Origin of the sequence: Luteimonas wenzhouensis, from assembly GCF_007859305.1 — a bacterium.
GTDB classification, from domain to species: domain Bacteria; phylum Pseudomonadota; class Gammaproteobacteria; order Xanthomonadales; family Xanthomonadaceae; genus Luteimonas; species Luteimonas wenzhouensis.
In genome coordinates, this window is record NZ_VOHE01000009.1 from 19,938 (window position 1) to 40,989 (window position 21,052).

17 protein-coding genes are annotated in these 21,052 nt (G+C 72.6%); 11 read left to right on the forward strand and 6 right to left on the reverse strand.

What is annotated here, in order from left to right:
• Position 1: 1 nt before the first annotated feature.
• Positions 2 to 1,255, reverse strand: a complete 1,254-nt coding sequence (locus FQY79_RS13710) for an efflux RND transporter periplasmic adaptor subunit (protein ID WP_146313460.1) — start codon at positions 1,253 to 1,255, stop codon at positions 2 to 4.
• Positions 1,256 to 1,413: 158 nt separating this feature from the next.
• Here FQY79_RS13710 and FQY79_RS13715 point away from each other — a divergent pair, with 158 nt between their 5' ends.
• Entirely contained in the window at positions 1,414 to 1,782 is a 369-nt protein-coding gene (locus FQY79_RS13715; RefSeq protein WP_027073071.1) for a SpoIIAA family protein, read from the forward strand.
• 79 nt (positions 1,783 to 1,861) lie between these two features.
• Here FQY79_RS13715 and FQY79_RS13720 read toward each other — a convergent pair whose 3' ends face one another.
• The 3 genes from FQY79_RS13720 to FQY79_RS13730 are packed head-to-tail and all read right to left on the reverse strand — an operon-like array spanning position 1,862 to position 5,018.
• Positions 1,862 to 2,923, reverse strand: a complete 1,062-nt coding sequence (locus FQY79_RS13720; RefSeq protein WP_222434291.1) for an ATP-grasp domain-containing protein — start codon at positions 2,921 to 2,923, stop codon at positions 1,862 to 1,864.
• Positions 2,920 to 4,146 (reverse strand): tyrosine/phenylalanine carboxypeptidase domain-containing protein, encoded by a 1,227-nt coding sequence (locus FQY79_RS13725; RefSeq protein ID WP_186760072.1) that lies wholly within the window; start codon positions 4,144 to 4,146, stop codon positions 2,920 to 2,922. Before FQY79_RS13725 ends, FQY79_RS13720 begins: the two co-directional genes overlap by 4 nt.
• Positions 4,143 to 5,018, reverse strand: a complete 876-nt coding sequence (locus FQY79_RS13730; RefSeq protein WP_186760074.1) for an N-formylglutamate amidohydrolase — start codon at positions 5,016 to 5,018, stop codon at positions 4,143 to 4,145. Before FQY79_RS13730 ends, FQY79_RS13725 begins: the two co-directional genes overlap by 4 nt.
• 156 nt (positions 5,019 to 5,174) lie before the next feature.
• Between FQY79_RS13730 and FQY79_RS13735 the strand changes: the two genes are divergently transcribed.
• The 3 genes from FQY79_RS13735 to FQY79_RS13745 all read left to right on the forward strand — a co-directional run bounded on the left by FQY79_RS13735 (position 5,175) and on the right by FQY79_RS13745 (position 7,516).
• Entirely contained in the window at positions 5,175 to 5,720 is a 546-nt protein-coding gene (locus tag FQY79_RS13735) for a YaeQ family protein (protein ID WP_146313463.1), read from the forward strand.
• Between the two features lie 91 nt (positions 5,721 to 5,811).
• On the forward strand, positions 5,812 to 6,321 hold the full coding sequence (locus FQY79_RS13740) for a ferritin-like domain-containing protein (protein WP_027073075.1): 510 nt from the start codon (positions 5,812 to 5,814) through the stop codon (positions 6,319 to 6,321).
• Between the two features lie 148 nt (positions 6,322 to 6,469).
• Positions 6,470 to 7,516, forward strand: a complete 1,047-nt coding sequence (locus FQY79_RS13745) for a S66 peptidase family protein (protein ID WP_146313464.1) — start codon at positions 6,470 to 6,472, stop codon at positions 7,514 to 7,516.
• A 123-nt stretch (positions 7,517 to 7,639) separates the two neighbouring features.
• Here FQY79_RS13745 and FQY79_RS13750 read toward each other — a convergent pair whose 3' ends face one another.
• Positions 7,640 to 9,178 (reverse strand): alpha-N-arabinofuranosidase, encoded by a 1,539-nt coding sequence (locus FQY79_RS13750; protein WP_342779032.1) that lies wholly within the window; start codon positions 9,176 to 9,178, stop codon positions 7,640 to 7,642.
• 517 nt (positions 9,179 to 9,695) lie between these two features.
• On the opposite strand from FQY79_RS13750, the gene FQY79_RS13755 reads away from it, so the two are divergent.
• Together FQY79_RS13755 and FQY79_RS13760 are read left to right on the forward strand one after the other, a co-directional pair.
• Positions 9,696 to 9,914: a hypothetical protein gene (locus FQY79_RS13755; RefSeq protein WP_146313465.1), complete on the forward strand. Its 219-nt coding sequence runs from the start codon at positions 9,696 to 9,698 to the stop codon at positions 9,912 to 9,914.
• A 27-nt stretch (positions 9,915 to 9,941) separates the two neighbouring features.
• The gene (locus FQY79_RS13760) at positions 9,942 to 12,452 is read left to right on the forward strand and encodes a diguanylate cyclase (RefSeq protein ID WP_146313466.1); all 2,511 of its coding nucleotides are present in this window, start codon (positions 9,942 to 9,944) and stop codon (positions 12,450 to 12,452) included.
• Positions 12,453 to 12,489: 37 nt separating this feature from the next.
• Here FQY79_RS13760 and FQY79_RS13765 read toward each other — a convergent pair whose 3' ends face one another.
• On the reverse strand, positions 12,490 to 14,769 hold the full coding sequence (locus tag FQY79_RS13765; RefSeq protein ID WP_186760077.1) for an LpqB family beta-propeller domain-containing protein: 2,280 nt from the start codon (positions 14,767 to 14,769) through the stop codon (positions 12,490 to 12,492).
• A 166-nt stretch (positions 14,770 to 14,935) separates the two neighbouring features.
• On the opposite strand from FQY79_RS13765, the gene FQY79_RS13770 reads away from it, so the two are divergent.
• The 5 genes from FQY79_RS13770 (at position 14,936) to FQY79_RS13790 (ending at position 21,049) form a co-directional block, all read left to right on the forward strand.
• The gene (locus FQY79_RS13770; RefSeq protein WP_186760079.1) at positions 14,936 to 16,441 is read left to right on the forward strand and encodes a PQQ-dependent sugar dehydrogenase; all 1,506 of its coding nucleotides are present in this window, start codon (positions 14,936 to 14,938) and stop codon (positions 16,439 to 16,441) included.
• 130 nt (positions 16,442 to 16,571) lie between these two features.
• Positions 16,572 to 17,039, forward strand: a complete 468-nt coding sequence (locus FQY79_RS13775) for a GlcG/HbpS family heme-binding protein (protein WP_146313469.1) — start codon at positions 16,572 to 16,574, stop codon at positions 17,037 to 17,039.
• A 77-nt stretch (positions 17,040 to 17,116) separates the two neighbouring features.
• A complete protein-coding gene (locus FQY79_RS13780) occupies positions 17,117 to 17,911 on the forward strand; it encodes an OBAP family protein (RefSeq protein WP_146313470.1) in 795 nt (264 codons plus the stop codon).
• Between the two features lie 139 nt (positions 17,912 to 18,050).
• Positions 18,051 to 19,916 (forward strand): right-handed parallel beta-helix repeat-containing protein, encoded by a 1,866-nt coding sequence (locus tag FQY79_RS13785; RefSeq protein WP_146313471.1) that lies wholly within the window; start codon positions 18,051 to 18,053, stop codon positions 19,914 to 19,916.
• Between the two features lie 602 nt (positions 19,917 to 20,518).
• Entirely contained in the window at positions 20,519 to 21,049 is a 531-nt protein-coding gene (locus FQY79_RS13790) for a riboflavin biosynthesis protein RibA (RefSeq protein WP_146313472.1), read from the forward strand.
• Positions 21,050 to 21,052 lie beyond the last annotated feature (3 nt).

Here is a 21,052-nt window from a genome sequence, read left to right on the forward strand (position 1 = left end):
CTCAGTCCAGCGACATCGGCAGCTCGCCATGGGTCGCGGCGCGGTCGTGGTGGCCTGCCTCGGGCAGCGGCTGGACGCGGACGCGGGCGCGGTCGCCTTCCCCGGGCAGCGCGCCGGCGCCCAGGGCGGCCGCTGCGACGACCTGGTCGCCGGGTTCGAGGCCGTCGAGCACCTCGCTCATCGCCAGCCCGCGCAGGCCCAGCCGCACCGGCACCCGTTCCACGCGTCCGCCACGGATCCGCAGCACGGCGGCCCGGTCGCTGCCCGGGTCGGCATCGAGCAGGGCGTCGTTGGGCACCGCCAGCCCGTCGTCGCGCCGGCCGGTCTCGACCGTGGCGGTGACGGTCATGTCCTGGCGCACGAAGTCGGCTTGCGGGTCGATCCGCAGGCGCACGTCGACGGTGCCGCGCGCCGGGTCGACGGCCGGGGCGAGGTGGAACACGGTGGCCGTGAACGGCCGCATCGGGAACGCGTCGGCGATGCAGGTGGCGGGCTGGCCGACCTCGAGCCGCTCGAGGTTCTTCTCGTCCACCGACAGCAGCACCTCGCCGGGGGCGTCGCGGGCGATCTCCAGTAGCACCTGGCCAGGCGTGACCGTGTCGCCCGGCTCGACGTTGCGTACCAGCACGGTGCCGGGCACGGTGGCGCGGATCTGCGCCCGCGCCAGGTCGGCCTCGGCCTGCTCCAGTTGCTGGATGGCCTGAAGTTCGCGGGCCCCGCCGTCGAGCGCCTGCAGCGCCAGGCGTGCCTGCTCGGCCGCCGCGCGCGCGGCGACGACGGCCTGCGCCGCGACTTCCACGCTCTCGCGCGAGACCAGCTGGCGCTCGCCAAGTTCGCGCCGGCGGGCCAGTTCGCGTTCGGCCTGGTCGAGTTCGGCCTGCGCCTGGCGCAGACGGGCACGGGCATCCGGGCGCTCGTTGCTGCGCAGGGCCTCGAGCGCGGCGCGGGCCTCGTCGCGGCGCGCCTCCAGGTCGCGCGCGCGCAGCACCACCAGCAGGTCGCCCGGCTCGACCCGGTCGCCGTCCATCACCCGGCGCTCGAGCACCAGGCCGGAGATCTCCGCGCCGACCAGCACCCGCGACGGCGTCGCGACGCGACCGGTGGCGACCACGTTGTGCACCAGCGGTCCGCGTACGACCTCGTAGCCGGGCAATTGCGGTCCCCGCAGCCAGGCCACGGCCCACGCCGCGACCGCCACCAGTCCCACCGCAGCCGCCGCCGCCCACCACCTGCGGCGCGCCTTGCCCTCGGCCATCGTCGACCCCCGCCTCGAAAGTGCGAAGTGTCGCCTGAATGCCGTGACGGCGCCATTCGCGGCAGGGCGGACGCAAGCTCCCGTCGCGGGGCGGCATCGACGCGCGGGCCACGGCGGAACGGGCAGACTGGCCGTCCGGACCAGACCAGGGAGCCGCCATGCACCAGTTCCATCCCTCCGCCGACGACGTCATCGCCGTGACCGTCGAAGGGCAGATCACCTCCGCCGACCTGCAGGCGCTGATGGACCGGATCGAGCAGGTCCTGTCCCGGCATCCGGCCATGCACATGTTCATCGAAACCCGCTCGCTGGGCACCCTGGAACTGGCCGGGTTCGGGGGCCACCTGGCACGGGCGATCCCGCTGCTGAAGGAGTTGCGGCGATTCGGGCGCATCGCGGTGGTGGCCGACCAGGCATGGGTGCGCGCCGGCACGCGGCTCGAGAGCGCGCTGCTGCCGTTCGTCAGCTACCGCGTCTACCGCCCGGAGCAAAGGGACGAAGCATTGGCGTGGGTCACGCAGGGCTGATCCACACCGGCGAACCCCGGCAGTCGCGCGGCGAGGCCCGGGCCGGCGCCAGGGTTGCGCCGGCCGGCCGCGTCGGCACTCAGAGCATCGCCAGTTCCACGTTCGTGAGGTTGCCGCGGTACTCGTTGCGCAGCCGCACCTTGCGCGCGAGGTCGTTGATGATGTGGCCGGAGAAATCGACCCCGGTCAGCTCCTCGGCCATGTTGATGCCGCCGGGCGTGTCGACGTTCACTTCCATCAGCTTGTCGCCGACGATGTCCAGCCCGGCCAGGTACATGCCGTCGCGGACCAGCTTGGGCGCGACCAGTTCGGCCAGGCGCAGGGCGTCGGCGTCCGGTTCGGCCAGCTCCACCTTGCCGCCGGCGCTGATGTTGCTGCGCGCGTCGCCGGAGTCGTTGTAGCGGCGGAAGCAGGCGTAACGCCCGTCCACCTGCAGCGGACGCCCGTTGAGGGTGAGCAGGCGCAGGTCGCCGTCGACCGCCTTGGGCAGGTACTCCTGGGCGATCGCGTAGCCGTCGCGGATCACCGCGTCGATCATCTGGTTGACGTTGGCCCCGCCGTCGCCGTTGACCACGAACACGCCCTGGCCGCCGGAGCCCTGCAGCGGCTTGATCACGCCGCGGCCGCCCTGGTCGGCGATGAAGGCCTTGATCTGTTCGGCATCGCGGCTGATGCAGGTCACCGGCCGCACTTCCTCCGGGAAATGCTGGAAGTAGGTCTTGTTCGACGCATCGGTGAGGTGGATCGGGTCGTTGAGCACGATCACCCCGCGCGCGACCACCAGCTGGGCGAACAGCAGGGCGCTGTTCGGCGCCCAGGGCCGGTCGACCGCCTCGTCGGCCGGGTCGCTGCGCAGCATCAGCACGTCCAGCTCCTCGACGTTGATGCGCTCCACGCGCGCATCGTCGCCATGCAGGTCGCCGAGCAGGGCCGCGTCCTCGTCGTAGGCGTCGCGGCGCGGCAGGTGGGCCCTGGCATGGACCACGCCCGAGGGGTCGTAGATGAAGTCCTCCAGCCCGATCAGCGCCACCGAATGGCCGCGGTTGATGGCGGTGCGGGCGAGGCGGATGGTGGTGTAGTTGTCCTTCTCGGTCGCCACGTCGTTGACGACGAAGCCGAGGCGCAGGGGGCGGTCGATCATGGGCTCAGGTCCAGGGGCAGCGGGGTGGGATGGGCGTGGTGGAGTTCGGACACGTCGAGGCGGCGGCACTGGGCGAGCGCGTCGCGGAAGCCCGGTGCGGTGGCGTAGCGCGGCAACAGCCGTGGCGGCACCGCCCAGCCTTCCTCGACCAGGCGGTCGAGGGCGCGGCGGTGGCGCAGCGCGAACTTGCCGGCGAACAGGGGCTCGAACGCACCGCCTTGGCCGAGGTCCTCGAGCAGCTCGCACAGGCCGCGCAGGTACACCGCGTCCTTGGTCAGGCCGCCGCCGCGCAGGGCGCGCACGGCCACGTCGAAGGCCTCGTCGGTGGCGAAGCCGTGCTGCTCGTGCAGGCAGGCGAAGATCGCCGGGATGCCCTGGCGACGGACCGCCATGTCGGCGGCGATGACGCGGGCGGCGAGGATCCGCAGCCGTTCGCCCGGGAGGTAGCCGGCCAGGAACTCGGCCAGCACCCCGAGCCCCTCCTGCAGCGGGTCGTACCCGGCCAGGCCGGCCCCCAGCTGCCGCAGCGGCTGGCGCGAACCGTTGTAGTGGGTCACGACGTGGGTGCCGACCTCGTGCTGCAGCAGCGGCTGCAGGCGTGCCGAGGGCAGCCGCAGCCCGGCGTCGAGGTACAGCCGTCCGTTCGAGACCATCATCAGCGAGCCGATGTCGGCGTCGACCACCACGTCGAGCGAGAAGTCCGGGACCTGCCCGCGGTACCACGCCACCTCGTCCTCGACCGCGGCGACGACCGCGTCCACGCCGAGATCGGCCTCGAGCGGCTCGCCCGGCACGACCTGCTCGAGCAGGCGTCGCGCCAGCGCCAGCAGTTCCGGCTCCACGGTCCCGAACAAGGCGACGCTGGCGTCGATGAAGGCCGCGGTTCCGCGCAGCCGCACCAGGTCCAGGACATGGACGAGGTCGCGCTGCTTCTCGCCGAGCAGGCCGGCCAGCAGCGGCGATTCGATACGGTCCATCGGCAGCGCCAGCAGCCGGCGGCGCATTGCGTCCAGGTCCAGCACGGGCTCGGCGTAGCGCAGCGGCGACACGCGCGCGTGCCCGCTGCCTTCGAACTCCCGCCACAGCGCGTCGGTGCCGAGCGGGTTGAGCGCGAGCAGCCAGTCGAGCCCGGCGTCGATGCCCAGCAGCGTGGCGTCGACCTGCGCCGCCACGGGCGGCAGTTCGCGGCCTTCGCGATGTCGCGGGGGCGCAGCGGCGTTCACGGCCGCCTCCGGAACTCCGGGCGGATCTGCGCGACCGCCGCGTGCAGGCCCCGCTGCAGGTCGCGCAGGGCGGCGATGTCCACCTGGCCGGTCCACTCGTCCATGAAGATCTTCTTGTACTCGGGCGAGATGGTGCACACGCGCTCGCCCCAGCGGTCGTACACCCACTCCGGGAAATGGCCGCCGGTCGGCCAGCGCACGTTGGCGCGCACGTCGGGGGCGCGGCCGAGCACCGGCGTGCGGCGCAGCGCGGCGGCGAAGCGGTCGGCGACCTCGCGCCAGGCGCCGGGGGCAACCGTGCTCAGGCCGAGCTCGATGTCGGGATTCCCCTCCTGCGGCGCAGGGGCGGCGTCGGCGCCGTCGCGGCGGTGGTTGTAGCTGTGCAGGTCGATCAGCAGCACCGTCTCCCAGCGCTCCAGGAGTCGCTCGATGAGCTCCTCGACCATGGCGTAGAAGCGGTCCCAGCGTGCGAGCGAGTGCGCCACTTCCGTCCCGGGCAGCGCCTCGCGCCAGGCCTCCAGGCCCCAGCAATCGTCGGGCCGGCGGTACACGGCCTTGTCGCGCGGGCGGTTGAGGTCGACCTCGAAGCGCGAGACCGGCACCGTGATGCGGACGTCGCCCACGTCGGTGAGCACGCCGGTGAACGGATCCTCCTCGCGCAGGCGCGCGTCGTCGGCAAGCGCGACCAGCGGCTGCAGGGAAGGGCGGATCGCGTGGCCGTCGTGGATCGCGGTCGCGATGACCGGCCCATCGCGCAACATGATGTCCCAGTCGCGCTCGCGCGCGGACGCGGCCAGGCACGGCCGGGTCTCGAACCAGTCTCCGGAATGGAGGGTGGGAGGAGGGGGAGAAGTACCTTCGGGCGCCATCATGCCGACGGATGCTGGCAGCGCCGCAATGATCGGGCCGTGAGACCATGCCGGGCGCCGGGGGCATCGGTTCAGGTGCGTCGAGGCCGCGTCGCGGACGGGGCCGACGCGCCTGATGGATGCCCGTACAATCGCGGACTTTCCCGCACCGGCCTGCCCATGGCACCCAACGCGACCATCTACCGGGTCGAGCTCCAGGTCACCGACATGGACCGGCACTACTACGCCGGACACGTGTTCTCGCTCGCGCAGCATCCGTCCGAGACGCCGGGGCGGTTGATGCTGCGCCTGGCCGCGTTCGCGCTGTACGCCGACGAACGCCTGGAGTTCGGGCGCGGCCTGAGCACGGCCGACGACGCCGACCTGTGGCAGCGCGACTACACCGGCCAGATCGAACGCTGGATCGACCTGGGCCAGCCCGACGACACCCGCGTCCGCCGCGCCTGCGCCCGCGCCGGCGAGGTGGTGGTGGTCAACTACGGCGGGCAGGCGGCCGAGGCGTGGTGGGACCGGCACGCCGGCGCGTTCTCGCGACTGCCCAACCTCACCGTGCTCGATGTCGCACCGGCCGACGTCGAAGCGCTCACCGCGCTGCTCGAACGCAGCATGCGCCTGACCGCGATGATCCAGGACGGCGAGCTGCAATTGATGAGCGAGCGGCTGAACGTGGCCGTCACGCCCCGGGTTCGCAAGCGGGGCCGCTGAACTCCTTTCGTACGACGCGTGCACGTCGTTGTCGCGCCGCATTTACGGGCGCTTGCCGAAAGTGCCGGTTCCTCCACGAAGGAGCACGGCGATGACGGATGCACGCGAACACCTGCTGGACTGGCTGCGCGATGCGCATGCCATGGAACAGCAGGCCGAACAGATGCTCAAGGCGCAGGCGGCGCGCATCGAGCACTATCCCGAACTGAAGGCGCGGATCGAGCAGCACATCGAGGAGACGCTCGGCCAGCAGGCGCTGCTGGAGGGCTGCATCACGCGGCTGGGAAGTTCGCCGTCCAGGCTCAAGGACGCCATGGGCAAGGTCGCGGCCATGGGACAGGCGATCGGCGGCATGGTGGCCTCCGACGAGATCGTCAAGGGATCGATGGCCGGTTACGTCTTCGAGCACATGGAGATCGCGTCCTACCGCACCCTGATCGCGGCCGCGGAGGCGCTCGGCGACCAGGAGACGCGGGCGGCCTGCGAGCGGATCCTGGTCGAGGAGGAAGCGATGGCGCGCTGGCTGCAGGACCACCTGCCGGACGTCACCCGTCAGTTCCTGGAGCGCGCCGATACCCCCGGGGCCACGGCGAAGAAGTAGTCGTCGCGACCTGATCGCGCATCGCGAATGAGGCGTCCGGCCGCCTGCCGGGTCGGACGTCGCGGTGCGGCCCCGATTGCGGTACTGCGCGGATTGTTGGCGGCGACGGCGGTTGCTACGCTCGCACCGACGCCGCAAGGGGCTGCACATGCACAGACGGGACTTCCTCAAGGCCACCGCGCTGTTGGCCGGGGCGCCGGCGGCGGGCCTGGCCGCTACCACGGCCGCGCCAGGCACCGCGCGCCTCCTGCCGCGGCCGCTGTCGCCGGGCGACACGGTCGCCCTGGTGAGTCCGTCGGCGGCCGTCGCCGAACCGCTGGACCTGCAGTTGGCCCGCGAGGTGATGGAGGCACTGGGCCTGCGCGTGGTCACCGGCGCGCACTACGCCGACCGCCGCGGCCACCTGGCGGGCGACGACGCGGCGCGCGCCGGCGACCTCAACGCCGCGTTCGCCGATCCGGCGGTGGCGGCCATCGTCTGCACCCGGGGCGGCTCCGGTGCCGCGCGCCTGCTGCCGCTGCTCGACTATGACGCGATCCGCGCCAACCCCAAGCCGCTGCTCGGCTACTCCGACATCACCGCGCTGCATTGCGCGATCCAGGCCCGCACTGGCCTGGTCACCTTCCACGGTCCGATCGGCACCGGCAGCTGGAGCCGGTTCAACGCCGACCAGTTCCGGCGCGTGTTCTTCGACCGCGAGCTGATGCACTACGCCAACCGCCGCGATCCCGACGACGACGAGCTGGTGCCGCGCCGCAACCGCACCATGACCCTGCGCGGCGGCAAGGCGCGCGGCCGCCTGCTCGGCGGCAACCTCACCGTGCTCAGTGCGCTGGCCGGCTCGCCCTACCTGCCGGACTTCGACGGCGCGATCCTCTTCCTCGAGGACGTCTCGGAAGCGCCGTACCGGATCGACCGGATGCTCACCACGCTCAAGCTCGCCGGGATCCTCGACCGCATCGCCGGCTTCGTGTTCGGCGAGTGCACCGATTGCGAGCCGGGCCCGGGCTACGGCTCGCTCACCCTGGCGCAGATCCTGGACGACCACGTCCGGCCGCTGGGGATCCCGGCGTACCGCGGCGCGATGATCGGCCACATCCGCGACCAGTTCATCGTGCCGGTCGGCGCCGAGGTCGAACTCGACGCGGACGCGGGCAGCTTTCGCATGCTCTCGCCGGCGTTCGCGGCCGGGTAGGGGCGGGGCCCACGCCAACGTCCCCGCAGCGCGACCTTTCCTCGCCGTTGCGTTGGCGCGGCGCCGCGCCCTGCACGGCGCAGGACAGGGGCAGGCCGTCGCGACGACCCGCCCCGCCGCCACTTACTCCAGCGCCAGAACCACCACCGACTTCGCCGGCAGGGTCGCGCTCAGCGTGCCGTCCACCAGCCGCGCGCCCTCGAACGGCCGCGGCCGCACGGTGTCGGGGGCGTCGAAGGTGTTGTGCGCGTCGATCGCGTCGGCGGTGAGAACCTCGCCGACGACCCCGGAAGCCTCCACCCCACGCAGCGAGATCGTGACCTCCTTGCCCTCGCGCGGATCGAGGTTCACCAGGCCCACGTAAAGCTTGCCGTCGGTGCCGCGGGCCGCGGTCCCGTCGACTGCGCGCAGGCCGCCGTACGCGGGCGACTCGAGCTCCAGCGGCAGCGAAGTCGCGCCCTGGAAGGGGCGGTACATGCGGAACGCGTGGAAGGTGGGCGTGCGCACCATCTTCGGCCCGTCGGTGAGCAACATGGCCTGGAGCACGTTGACCATCTGCGCGATCCCGGCCGCCCGCAGCCGGCGCGCGTTGCGATGGAAGATGCCGAAGTTGACCGCCGCCACCAGCGCGTCGCGGATGCTGTTCTGCTGCTGCAGCCAGCCGCCCGGCGAACCGGGAGTCGGGTCGTACCAGGTGCCCCATTCGCCGATGATGAGCGCCTTCTCCCCCTCCGGGTCGAACTCGTCCATGATCGCCACCTGCTCCTGGATCATCGGCTCGATCATGTAGGTGCGCTCGAAGGTCGCCAGCCACTGAGACTCGTCGAAGCCGGTGGCCGGTCCCTTGTTCTCCCAGTCGCCGGTGGGCAGGGTGTAGTAGTGCATCGAGAACGCATCCATGTGCTCGATCGCGAGCTCCATCGTGGTGCGGGTCCACTCCGGGTCGGTCGCGTCCGGGCCCGAGGCGATGATCGTCGCCCCGCCGTGCGGCACGATGAAGCCCACGTACTGGCGGAACTGGTCGGCGAACCACTCCGCGCGCATCCGCCCGCCGCAGCCGTTGGGTTCGTTGCCGATGCCGAGGAAGTCGATCTTCCACGGCTCGTCGCGTCCGTTGCGCCGGCGCTCCTGGGCGAGCGTCGAATTGGTCGGCGAGGTGATGTACTCGACCCACTGCATCGCCTCGCGCGGCGTACCGGTGCCGACGTTGACGTTGAGGAAGGTCTTGGCGCCGACCAGCTCGGCGAACTCGAAGAACTCGTGGGTGCCGAAGGCGTTGTGCTCCTCCTTGTTGCCCCACCAGCGGTTGAGCGTGACCGGGCGCGACTCGCGCGGGCCGATGCCGGTGCGCCAGTCATAGATGTCGGCGTAGCACCCGCCCGGCCAGCGCAGCACCGGCACCTTCAGCTCCTTGAGCGCCTCGAGCACGTCGTTGCGGTAGCCGCGGGTGTTGGGGATGTCCGAGTCCGGACCGACCCAGATCCCGCCGTCGATCCCGGTGCCCAGCTGCTCCATGAACTGGCCGTAGAGCTCGGGTGCGATCACCGGGCCGGGACGGTCGGCGTGCAGGGTGCCGGTGACATCCGCGGCCATGGCGGCGGACGCGCCGGCGGACAGCAGCAGGACGCAGGCTGCGGAGCGCAGCAGGGTGGGCATGCTCATGGTGCGATGGATCCTCCGTATCGGGTCGGTACCCGCCGCGCGCCTCCCCGGGCGCCGGCGGCCTGGCCGCAGTCTGTCCAACATCCCGCCGGGAGTCGACCGCCGGCGGCCGCGCGGACGGCACCGGGGCGGGCCGCCTCGCGCGCCCGCCGGGCTGCGCCCGCGGCGCCGGAAAGCGCGCGGATGCGCGCAGATGCGCGGGGTTCGCGCGTGTTCGTGGCCTCGCGCGGCGGCCGCGCGAGGGCGTCAAGGGGATACCGGTTCCTGCATGGCGCCTGCGCGCATTGGAATGGCCGCCGCGTTCCGCTGCCCGGGCCTGGCCCACCGGGGGCCGGCGGGCGCGTGGCCTGGCGCGGGCGCCTGGTTGGGGGCGGACTGCGCGACCGCGCCATATGCTAATGTCCGTCCATTGCGCACCCGGAAGCATGGCCGGCCGGGAGCGGGGCCAGGTGCCCCCGGGTGCGGGGCGCGCCATCGGCCGCGCCCGGGACGAACCGCGGACTGTTCGGGGGAGACGATGTCCAGACTGCTTGAACTCATGCGCAAGCTCGGCAGCGACGCAGCGCTCGCCGCCGAGTACGAGAAGAATCCGGAGGCGGTCCTGCAACGCGCCGGACTGAGCGCGGAAGAGCGCAAGGCGATGCTGGAGAAGGATTACGAGGCGATCAAGCGGCTGACCGGCCTGGCCGACGGCAAGTTCGCCACCAACCACCTGATCCGCACGTACGAAGACTAGCCGCGCGAGGTTACCTTGGGCCACGGGATGGGCCGACGCTGGTCAGTTGGATTGCTGTGGCTGGCACTGCTCGCCGGCCCGGCAGCGGCGAACGAGACGCTCGAGCCGGAGCTGCGCGAGATCGAACGCCTCGGCTACGCCGCGCATTGGCGCGAGTCGGACGAGCGGATCCAGGCGCTCGCCGATCGCCAGGACGAGCTGAGCCGGGAACAGCGCCAGCGGCTGGAGTACGTGCGCCTGCGCAACCTCGGCATCGCCGGCCGCCTCGAGGAGGCGGTCGAGGGCTTCGACCGGCTGCTGCGCGAGGAGATGCCGGCCAAGCTGAAGGTGAAGGCGTTCTCGACCGCGGCCAGCATCGCGGCCAACCTCGAAGACTGGACCATGGCGTTCACCTGGCTGGGCGAGGCGCTGTCCTACGTGCCCGAGGTGCCCGACGACGCGCCCCGCGTGCTCGGCATGGCCAGCTACCTGCATTCACTGGTGGGCGAGACCGACAAGGCACGCGAACTGGCGCTGCGCGGCCTGACCATGGTGGAGGAGAGCGGCGACCAGCGCGCCATCTGCCACGCGCTGTCCGACCTTGCCCTGGCCGAGGAACTGGTCGGCAAGCACGCCGAATCCGGGCGCCTGCGGCGGCGGCAGATGGAGGTGTGCGACGAAGCGGGTGACCGGATCTTTTCGGCCAACGCGCGCTACGGCGTGGGCAAGATGCTCGCCGCCCAGGGCCGCCCGGAGGAAGGGCTGGCGTGGGTGCGCCAGGCGCAGGCCGATTTCGAGGAATCGGGCTTCGAAGCCGGCGCCTGGAGCGCGCGGCTGGTGGTCGCCGAATGCCTGATCGCCACCGACCGCGAACTCGACCACGCCCACGACCTGCTGGTCGACGCGCTGCGCTATTACCGCGAGCGCGACTCCCAGATCGCGGTGGCCGAAGCCGAACGCCTGCTCGCCGACCTGGCCGAGCACCGCGGCGACCCGGTGCAGGCCCTGCGCCACCTAAAGGGCGCGGCGGCCGCGTCGGAGGCGGCCGAGCGCGCCGCGCGCGAGCGCCAGCTGGCCTACCTGCAGGTCGAGTTCGACACCCGCCTCAAGGAGCGGCAGATCGCGCTGCTGGAAGCGGAAAAGGAGCTGGCCGCGCTCCAGGTCACCGCCACCCGGCGGCGGCAGTGGCTGTTGGCGGCGGGCGTGGTGGCGCTGCTGGCGACGGCGCTGTTGCTGGTCGTGCTGTTGCACCGTGCGTTCCTGGAGCGGCGCCGCTACCGCTGGCAATCCGAGCGCGACAGCCTCACCGGGCTGCTCAACTATCAGCAGGTGCGCCGCCTCGGCCAGGAGGCGTTCGCGCGCGCCCACGGCAACGGGCGGCCGTTCACCGCGATCGTGCTCGATATCGACTGGTTCAAGGAAGTCAACGACCGCTACGGCCACGCCGCCGGCGATGAGGCGTTGCGCGCCCTGGGCGGCTGGATCGCCGAGGTGGTCGAGGGCCGGGGCATCGCCGGGCGCAGTGGCGGCGACGAGTTCACGATCCTGCTCGAGGGCACCGAGGAGGACGCGGGCGCCCTGCTGGACCGGCTGCGCGCGCGGATGGAGGCGGTGAGCGTGTTCGGACAGACCGTGCACTTCAGCATCAGCGCCGGCATCTGCCAGGACCGCGACAGCAACGGCACGCTTGAGCACCTGGTGCACGAGGCCGACCAGGCCCTGTACCGCGCCAAGTACGCCGGGCGCGACCGCACCGTCTGCGCCGGCGACACCGCGCCGCAGGCCGGCGGCGGCGGCCTGGTGGTGGTGGGCAGCGGGATCGAGTTCGGCCGCCACATCAGCGAGCGCTGCCTGTCGGAGATCCGCGAGGCGCAGGTGGTGTTCTGCCTGACCGACCCGTTCTCGCTGGCCATGGTGCAGGGCCTGCGCCCGGATGCGATCAACCTCGGCGCCTACTACGCCGAGGGCAAGGACCGGCGCATCACCTACCGCGAGATCGACGACGCGATCATGGCCCAGGTGCGCGCCGGCAAGCGGGTGTGCGCGGTGTTCTACGGCCATCCTGGCGTGTTCGCCGACGTGCCGCACGCGGTGATCCGCAAGGCGCGTGCGGAGGGCATCCGGGCCAGGATGGAGCCGGGGATCTCGGCCGAGGCCTGCCTGTACGCGGACCTGGGCATCGACCCGGGTCGCCGTGGCGTGCAGTCGATGGAGGCCACCCACTTCCTGCATTACGACCGCGTCCCGGACACCGCCGGACTGGTGCTGCTGTGGCAGGTGGCGCTGTCCGGCGACCTGAGCTGCAGCCGCTTCCACCCCGAGCGCGAAGGCCTGCAGGCGCTGGTGGACCGGCTGCTGCGCTGGTACCCGGCCGACCACGAAGTGATCCTGTACGAAGCCGCACGGCTGCCGATCCAGGAGCCGCGCATCGAGCGCCTGGCGTTGCAGGCCCTGCCCGACGCGCATTACGAGGAATACACCACGCTGGTGATTCCGCCGCTGGGCGACCTGGAGCCGGTCGACGCAACGGGGCCGGCGGCGACGGGCACCGCCGGCTAGGCGGGCCACACCGGCGCCGGGCACGACGCGGACCGGTTCAGCGTTGCGCGAGCGTGGCCGGCTGCGCTGGCCGTGGCAGCGCCAGGCGCAGGTCGCTTTCGCGGAACGTCACCTCCGAGAACAGCAGCCGCGTCTGGTCGGGCGAGAGGTCGAAGCCCCAGCCCTGGAAGGATTCGGGCAGTTCGAGCAGGTCGCTCGCGGGGCCGCCGCCCGAGGGATGCAGCGCCAGGACCGGGGCGCCGCCGGCGCGGCGGCGCACGAAGTAGATGCCGGCGTCGGCCGGCGCCCAGTTGCTGCCGTCCGCCGGATCCAGGCCGGCAAGCAGCAGGCGCTCGTCCTTCGCGGGACCCGCCATGCCCCAGTCCAGGCGCGGGACCTGCCACAGCCCCGGCGCGCCTGGGCGGGCGTAGAGCACGAACCGTCCGTCGCTGGATTCGCGCGCCCGCACGCCGGGCCCCGGCGTGACCGCCACCGCGTTGCCGCCGGCCGCCGGCTGCGCGTGGATGCGCCAGGCGCCGTCGCGGTTGGATTCGAAGTAGAGCCAGGCGCCATCGCGCGACCATGCCGGCCGCCGGTTGTCGCCGGGGCCGTCCACCAGCAGCCGGGGCTGGCCGCCTTCGGCCGCCACCACGTAGATCGCGGTCCGTCCGTCGGGACTGGCGTCGAAGGCGATCAGGCGGCCGTCCGGCGACCACGCGGGATTGTCGACGTAGCTGCCGCCGAACGAGGCGAGCTCGACGGCATGGCTGCCGTCGCTGGCACTGGTCCAGATCGCATGCGGGCCGCCGCGGTTGGAGGTGAAGGCGATGCGACGGCCGTCCGGCGACCACGCCGGGTTCGAATCCCAGCGCGTGGACCGGAACTGGTGGCCGGTGTCGGCATCGGTGCGCGCGGCCAGGTCGATCTGGCGCAGGCGCGAGCGGTGCATCCACTGCTCGAACGCGATCGTGTCCACGCCCGGCGCGGTCGCGGGCTGGTGCACGTCTTCGCTGCCGAGCGCGACCTGGACCAGCTCGCCACGGGCGGGCGCCAGCGACCACAGCCCGTACAGCCCGGAGCGGGTGGAGGTGAACAGGATCCGCCCGCCGTCGGACGACCAGGCCAGTCCGTTGATCTTGCGGTTGTCGAAGGTCAGCCGGCGCGGCTCGCCGCCTTCCGGCGCCACCAGGTGCAGGTCGCGGGTGACTTCGTCGACCGCGCGCGCGAACGCGATCGAACGTCCGTCCGGCGCGAAGCGCGGATCCAGGTCGCCCAGCACCCCGTCGCCCGGATCGGTGAGCGCGCGGCGCGTGCCCTCGTCCAGGTCGGCCAGGTGCAGGCGGTAGGGCGCGGCGGCGTGCTCGCGCGCGGCGTAGACCAGGTGCCGGCCGTCGGGCGAGAGGCCCATGCCGCGCAGCTCGCGCCTGTCCGGATCGTGGAACACGCGGGTGGCCGGGCCGCCGAGGGCGGAGACGCGCATGATCGAGATGCCGTCGCCGCCGGCGCGCGCGTAGAGCAGGGCGCCGCCGCCGGGCAGCCACAGCGGATGGCGGGCGTCTGCGCTGCCGTGGCTGAGCCGCAGCGCCTGCTCGCTGCCGATGGCCTTGGCGTACACCTCGAAGTGGCCGTCCCGGTCCCAGATGAAGGCGACCCGGCTGCCGTCGGGCGACAGCGCCGGTTCCAGTTCGCGGCCGACGAAGCTGGTCAGCGGCTGCACCACGTAGGCCTCGACCGCCGCAGGCGGGGCGGCGGAGCGGAACTGCCAGGCCACGGCGAACGCGAGCACGAGCGCGGCGGCCGCCAGCACCAGGCCAGGGCGACGGAAACGCCCGCCCTCCGCCGCGGCGGCGTCCGTGGCGGCGGGGGCCTCGGGAGACGGCGCCGCCGCCGACCCGGGCCGGGAGTCCGATACCGCCCCGGCGTCGACCGGAGCCGGGCCCGGCATGGAGGCCAGCGCCGCGACCCGTGCCGGCGCGACCGGCGCCACCAGCCGGTAGCCGCCCTTGCGGATGGTCTCGATGTAGCGGGGCCGCTGGGGATCGTCGCCGAAGATCCGACGCAGTTCGGAGATCGCCCGGTTGAGCAGGTAGTCGTCGCCCACGGTCCCCGCCCACACGGTCCGGAAGAAGGTCTCCCGTGGAACCACCGCGCCGGGCCGCTCGGCCATCAGCAGCAGCACCTGCATCAGCTTCGGCTCGACCTGGGTGGCCTGGCCACCGATCGAGACGCGGTTGAGCGACGGCTGCACCAGCGCTTCGCCGACGCTGAACGCCTGCGGCGCGGGCGGCGTGCTGCCGCCCCCGGTCTGGATCCTGCCGATGGCGGTGGGTTCGCTCACCCGTCGAGGGCCCCCGATCCATGGTCGTGAGGGCGCCAGCATGCGCCGCGCACGGAATCTATCGCAAAACCTCAGCGTTCCTCCATTCAGGTCGCAGCCGCCAACTGGCCTGATCGACACGGTCGACGGCGGCGATGCGCCCGCCGGCAACCCCCTGGAGGACGCCATGCCCGATCGTTTCCCCCGCGCCCCGGTGGCGCTGCTGCTGCTCCTGGCTGCCCTGCTCGCGCCCGGCCGCCCGCTCGCGGCCCAGGACGCCGGACGCCTCTACCAGGAGAATTGCGCCGCCTGCCATGGCGCGGCGGGCGAAGGCTCCGGGCTCGGCCCGCCGCTGTCGCCGGAGCACTACCGCTACGGCGGCGGCCGGCAGGACTTCGAGCGGGTGATCCGTAACGGGATCGCCTCGCGCGGCATGCCCTCGTTCGCCGCCACGCTCTCGGCGGAGGAGATCGCCGCCCTGGCGGCCCACCTGCCGGCGCGCGGATCCGGCGCGGAGGACGAGGAGGACGCGGAGGACGAGGAGGACGCGCCGGACCCGCCGGCGCGGCGCGCGTTCGATGCCGTCCCGGGTACGCACCAGACACTGGACTACGCGATCGACGTGGAGGTGTTCGCCCAGGGCCTGGAGACGGTCTGGTCGATGGCCTTCCTCGACCCGGACACGGCGCTGGTGGCCGAGCGGCCTGGCCGGCTGCGGGTGGTGCGCGGCGGGAGCCTGGTCCCCGAACCGGTGTCCGGCACCCCGCCGGTGCACGTGCACGACCACGAGTGGAACCAGGCCGGCCTCTTCGACATCGCCCTCGACCCCGACTACGCCCGCAACGGCTGGATCTACCTCAGCTACGCCCATCGCCTCGGCGACGGCGAGGGGGAGGGCGCCGCCGGGCCGCGCCTGATGACCCGGGTGGTGCGCGGGCGACTGCGCGGCAACGCCTGGGTCGACCAGCAGGTGGTGTTCGAGGCCGCCCCCGCGCACTACGGCGGCAACTGGTGGCACTTCGGCGCGCGCATGGCCTTCGGCGACGACGGCCACCTGTACCTGACCGTGGGCGACCGCGGCGACATGGAGCTGGCGCGCGAGCCGGGCCGGCCCAATGGCAAGGTCCACCGCATCCGACCCGATGGCGGCGTGCCCGACGACAATCCGTTCCACGGCCGCCCGGGCGCGCTCGCGTCGGTCTGGAGCGTGGGCCACCGCAACCCGCAGGGCCTGGCGTTCGAGCCCGGCACCGGCCGGCTGTGGGCCACCGAGCACGGGCCGCGCGGTGGCGACGAACTCAACGTCATCCGCCGCGGCGCGGACTACGGGTGGCCGGTGGTCTCGTACGGCATCAACTACGACGGCACCGTGCTCACGCCGCACCGGCGCGCCGAGGGCGTCGAACAGCCGGCATGGTTCTGGCGACCGTCGATCGGCGTGTCGGGCCTGGCGTTCTACCAGGGCGCGCAGTTCCCGCTATGGCGGGGCAAGGCCCTGGTCACCGGCCTGGCGCCGCGCCAGCTGCGCCTGCTCACGCTCGACGGCGAGCGCGTGCAGCACGAGGAGGTCGTGCTCACCACCCAGGGCCGTCCCTACGAGCCGGTGGTCGGGCCCGATGGCGCCATCTACGTGGTGACCGACGACCCCGGCCAGATCCTGCGGATCACCGCGCGGCAAGAGCGTCGCCGCTGAGTACGTGCCGAGGGCCGGCGCGTCGCAGGCCATCCGTCCAGGCGACGCACCCCCGACCTGCCAACCCGCTGCCCGCGAGCCCGGGCATCCCGCACCCCGCAACGCGGACCGCGTCCGCACAGGAGACACGATGAAAGCGATCCTTCCGGCCTTCGTCCTCGCTGCCGCCGGCCTGGCCGCACCGCCGCTGCCCGCGCAGGTGATGGCGCCCGTCCTCGACCACGACACCGCCCAGGCCATCACCGGACACTGCCTGGCCCTGGCCCGCGAGGCCGGGCACGAGGTGGCAGTGGCGGTGTACGACCAGTCCGGCGAGCTGCTCAGCTTCGCCCGCGGCCAGGCCTCGCCAGCGGCGGCCGAAGTGGCGCGCTGGAAGGGCCGGTCCGCGGCGGTGTTCCGGCGCTCCACGCTCGAGACCGCGGACTGGAACCTGCCCACCGTGCCGATGATCGCCACCATCGAGGGCGGGGTTCCGCTGTTCACTGCCGATGGCGCGCCGGTCGGTGGCGTCGGGGTGTCCGGCGCCCCGTCGCAGTTCGATGCCTGGTGCGGCACCATGGGGGCCGAGCACGCGGGGCTGCGCATCGCCCGGCCCTGAGCGGCGGCGGCCCGCATTCACGTGGTCGCTGCCGGCCAGTGCCTAGCCTGTGGGTTCCCGCCCCACAGGAGCACAGCATGCGACATTCCCCCACGCTGGCCGCGGTCCTGCTGCCGGCCCTGGCCGCCTGCGGCGGCGGCGACACGCCCGGCGCCGACACCGCCGGGCGCGAACAGCGTCCTGGCACGCGCCTGCTCGCGGCCGGTGCCGACACCCTGCAGGACAAGCCGCCGATCGACGCGATCAGCACCTACCTGGACGGCTTCCACTTCCAGAGCGGCGACATGGACACGCAGATGGAGGCGCACCACTACTGCTCGGTGCTCAACGAGGACGTGATCCAGTGCGTGATCCACGACGGCAACGTGGCCGGGGCGCGGATCATCGGCCTGGAATACGTGATCGACGAACGGCTGTTCGCGGCACTGCCCGAGGCCGAGAAGGACCTGTGGCACAGCCACGTATTCGAGGTGAAATCAGGGCAGCTGGTGGCGCCGGGCCTCCCGGGCGCCGCCGAACGGGCGCTGATGGAGAAACTGGTGCGCACCTACGGCAAGACCTGGCACACCTGGCACGGCGGCAGCGACCAGGCCCTGCCGCTAGGCGTGCCGCAGCTGATGATGGGCTTCACCGCCGACGGCCAGGCCGACGAGACGATGGTGGTGGCGCGCGACGAACGCCTGGGCGTGGACAGCCGCGAACGCCGCGAGGCGAGGCGCGACATCGAAGCACCGCCGATCGCGCCCGGCGCCGATGCCTGGCAGCAGGGCAGGGTGGTGCAACTGGCCGATCCCACCGGCCAGCACGGCGGGGCGCAGGCGGCGGACGCCGAGACCCGATCCCACGCGACAGGCGGCCCGCAGGCCGACTGAGCCCGCACCTGCCAAATGGGGAGGCACGCGGTGATCCGCGCGCGGCGGTCGCCAGCGGCGGTCGGCGATGCTACCTTCTGGTAGCGCTAACACGAACGACGCCTGCGAGCGTCGCGCCGCCGCCATTCCGGGAGGATCCATGCCCAAGCCGTCCAGCGCCCCGCGCGCTCACCGTTTCCGCCGGCCGTCGCTGCTGCGGCCTACACTGTTCGTCCTCGCCGCCGTCCTGGCCGTCACCGCGCAGGCGGCGCCATCCGGCGGACCCTACGGCCCGATCCCGCAACGCTACGAAGTGCCGCAGGAGGGCAGGGTGTACTTCGTCGCGCCCGACGGCGATCCCGCGGCGGAGGGCAGCAGCCTGCAGCGGCCGACCACGATCGAATCGGCGATCGCCCGCGTGGTTACCGGCGACACCATCGTGCTGCGCGGCGGCACCTACCGCACCGGCGGCCTGCAGCTCAACCAGGGCATCACCATGCAGCCCTACCTCGACGAGGTCCCGGTGCTCAAGGGCACGCGCGTGGCCACGCAGTGGGAGGCGCTGCGCGACAACGTGTGGCGGACGAAGTGGGACCGCCTGTTCCCGGCGCGGCCGCTGGCCTGGTGGCGGGTCGAGCGCGAGGGCATGCGCACCCCGCTGCACCGCTTCAACAACGACATGGTCTTCGTCGACGGCCGTCCGCTGCTGTCGCAGGGCTGGCCCGGCGAACTGGGCGAGGACGGCTATTACATCGACTACGACAACGGCTACGTGTACGTCGGCGTCGACCCGGCGGAGCACGAGATCGAGATCACCGCGCACGACATCGCGCTGCACCGCCCCTCGCGCGAGGTGCACGGCAAGCCGTCCGACGGCAAGGGCCCGACCATCCGCGGCCTGACCTTCACCCAGTACGCGTTCCGCGCCATCGACATCGAGGACCGCAAGCCCTCGACCGGCCCGAACGACGAGCCCACCGACGACCCGGTGGGCATCTCGCCGCGCAGCGAGCACGGCAAGCAGGTGGTGGGCACCACGCTCGAGCACGTGACCATTACCCACACCTCGCGCGTGGCCGGCTACTTCCGCGGCGACAACCTCACCATCCGCAACTCGCTGATCAGCGACACCGGGACCGAGGGCATCTACCTGATCGGCTCGTCGGGTTCGCTGCTGGAGCGCAACATCGTCCGTCGCAACAACGTCGAGCAGCTGACGGGCTACTACCCGGCGGCGGTGAAGATCTTCAACCAGTCCTACGACGTGGTGGTGCGCGACAACCTGATCATCGACCACCCGCATTCCAACGGCGTGTGGTACGACGTGGGCAACGTCGACGGGGTGTTCGTCGACAACTACGTCGAAGGCACCCAGATCGGGTTCTTCTTCGAGATCTCCAAGGGCGTGGTGGCCGCGGGCAACGTGTTCGTGGACAACGCGCAGGGCATCCGCGTGCTCAACAGCTCGAATGCGCGCGTGTACCACAACACCTTCTACAACTCGCCGGTGCTGTTCGACCGCGACGGCCGCAGCGCCACCGGCGACCTGTTCGCCTGGCATCCGGCCACCGGGCCGGACGTGGACGAGCGCGAAGGCCACGTGTTCGAGCGCAACCTGCTGGTGGCGGGGGAGGGCGTCGACGGACCGCTGCTGGAATTCAGGCAGGCGCCGGCGCTGTGTGGCCGCCTGACCCGGCCCATGGCCACCCGCGTGGACGGCAACGTGTACGTGCGCGGCGCCAGCGACGAACCGCTCGTCGACTGGGGCCCCGTGCGCGGCGGCACGGACTGCCAGGCCGGCTACGCGGACCTCGACGCGTTCCGCAGGGCGACGAAGCTGGAGGCGAACGGCGTGGCGATCACCTCCGGCCACGGCTCGCCGTTCCGCAGCATCGAACTGCGGCGCTTCGACCTGGCGCATGTCCCCGAAGGCGTGCATCCCGCGCCCGTGCCGGAGGAAGCGGCCCAGGTCCTCGGCTGGAGCGGCGACGCACTTCCCGGCGCGTATCCGGCGGCAGCGGAGTAGCGTCGCCACGCTGCCACCTGTCCCCCTTCCCTGCGTGCGGGGGAGGGGTGGGGTGGGGGGCAGGCGGACAGCCCGGATCATTCCGCCCGCTGCGGCACCTCGCCCCCATCCCGGCCTTCCCACGCAAGCGGGGAAGGGGAAAAGCCGGCCGAGACTCTCCCTCCCCCGCGAGCGGGGGAGGGTTGGGGTGGGGGGGGCAGGCGGACAGCCCGGATCATTCCGCCCGCTGCGGCACCTCGCCCCCATCCCGGCCTTCCCACGCAAGCGGGGGAAGGGGAAAAGCCGGCCGAGACTCTCCGCAATGCCCCCCTCCCCCGCGAGCGGGGGAGGGTTGGGGTGGGGGGGCAGGCGGACAGCCCGGATCATTCCGCCCGCTGCGGCACCTCGCCCCCATCCCGGCCTTCCCCCGCAAGCGGGGGAAGGGGAAATGCCGGCCGAGACTCTCCGCAATGATCTCCCTCCCCCGCGAGCGGGGGAGGGTTGGGGGTGGGGGGCAGGCGGACGCCATCGACCCCACTCGCCGCCTGGACATTGCGCGCGCACGTCACGCCCGTACCACACCGCGGGGACGAGGATGGGGCAAACGCGACTGGAGCTTCGCCATGTCCGACGTGCCCGTGACCGCGGAGGTCTCGAACCATAAGCTGGCTGCCGTGTTTCCCGATGCCCGGGCGGCGCGCGCCGCCGCCGACGCGCTGTGCCGCGACACCGGCCTGGCCAAGGCCCAGGTCAAGGTGGTGACGCCGGGCTCGGCCGATGTCGACATCCGGCTCGAACCCGAAGGCGGCGGCATCTGGCGCACCATCCTGCGCGCCCACCTGCGCCTCGGCCTCGCCGGCGCCGCGCTCGCCCTCGCCGCGTTCGCGCTGCTGTACTTGGCCGACGTGCCCTTCATCGTCCAGTCGCCGGTTGCTGCCGCGCTGGCGCTGCTGTTCTTCGGCACCACCGCCGGGCTGCTGCTGGGTGGGCTGGTGTCGCTGCGACCCGACCACGACCGCTACGTGCACGCTACCCGCGACGCCATGGATGCCGGCCGGTCCACGGTGGTGGTGCATGCGCTGTCGGCCGAACAGGCCGCAGGGGCGGCCGATTTCCTGCGCGCACGCGGCGCCGGGGTGACCCGCACCCTCTGACCG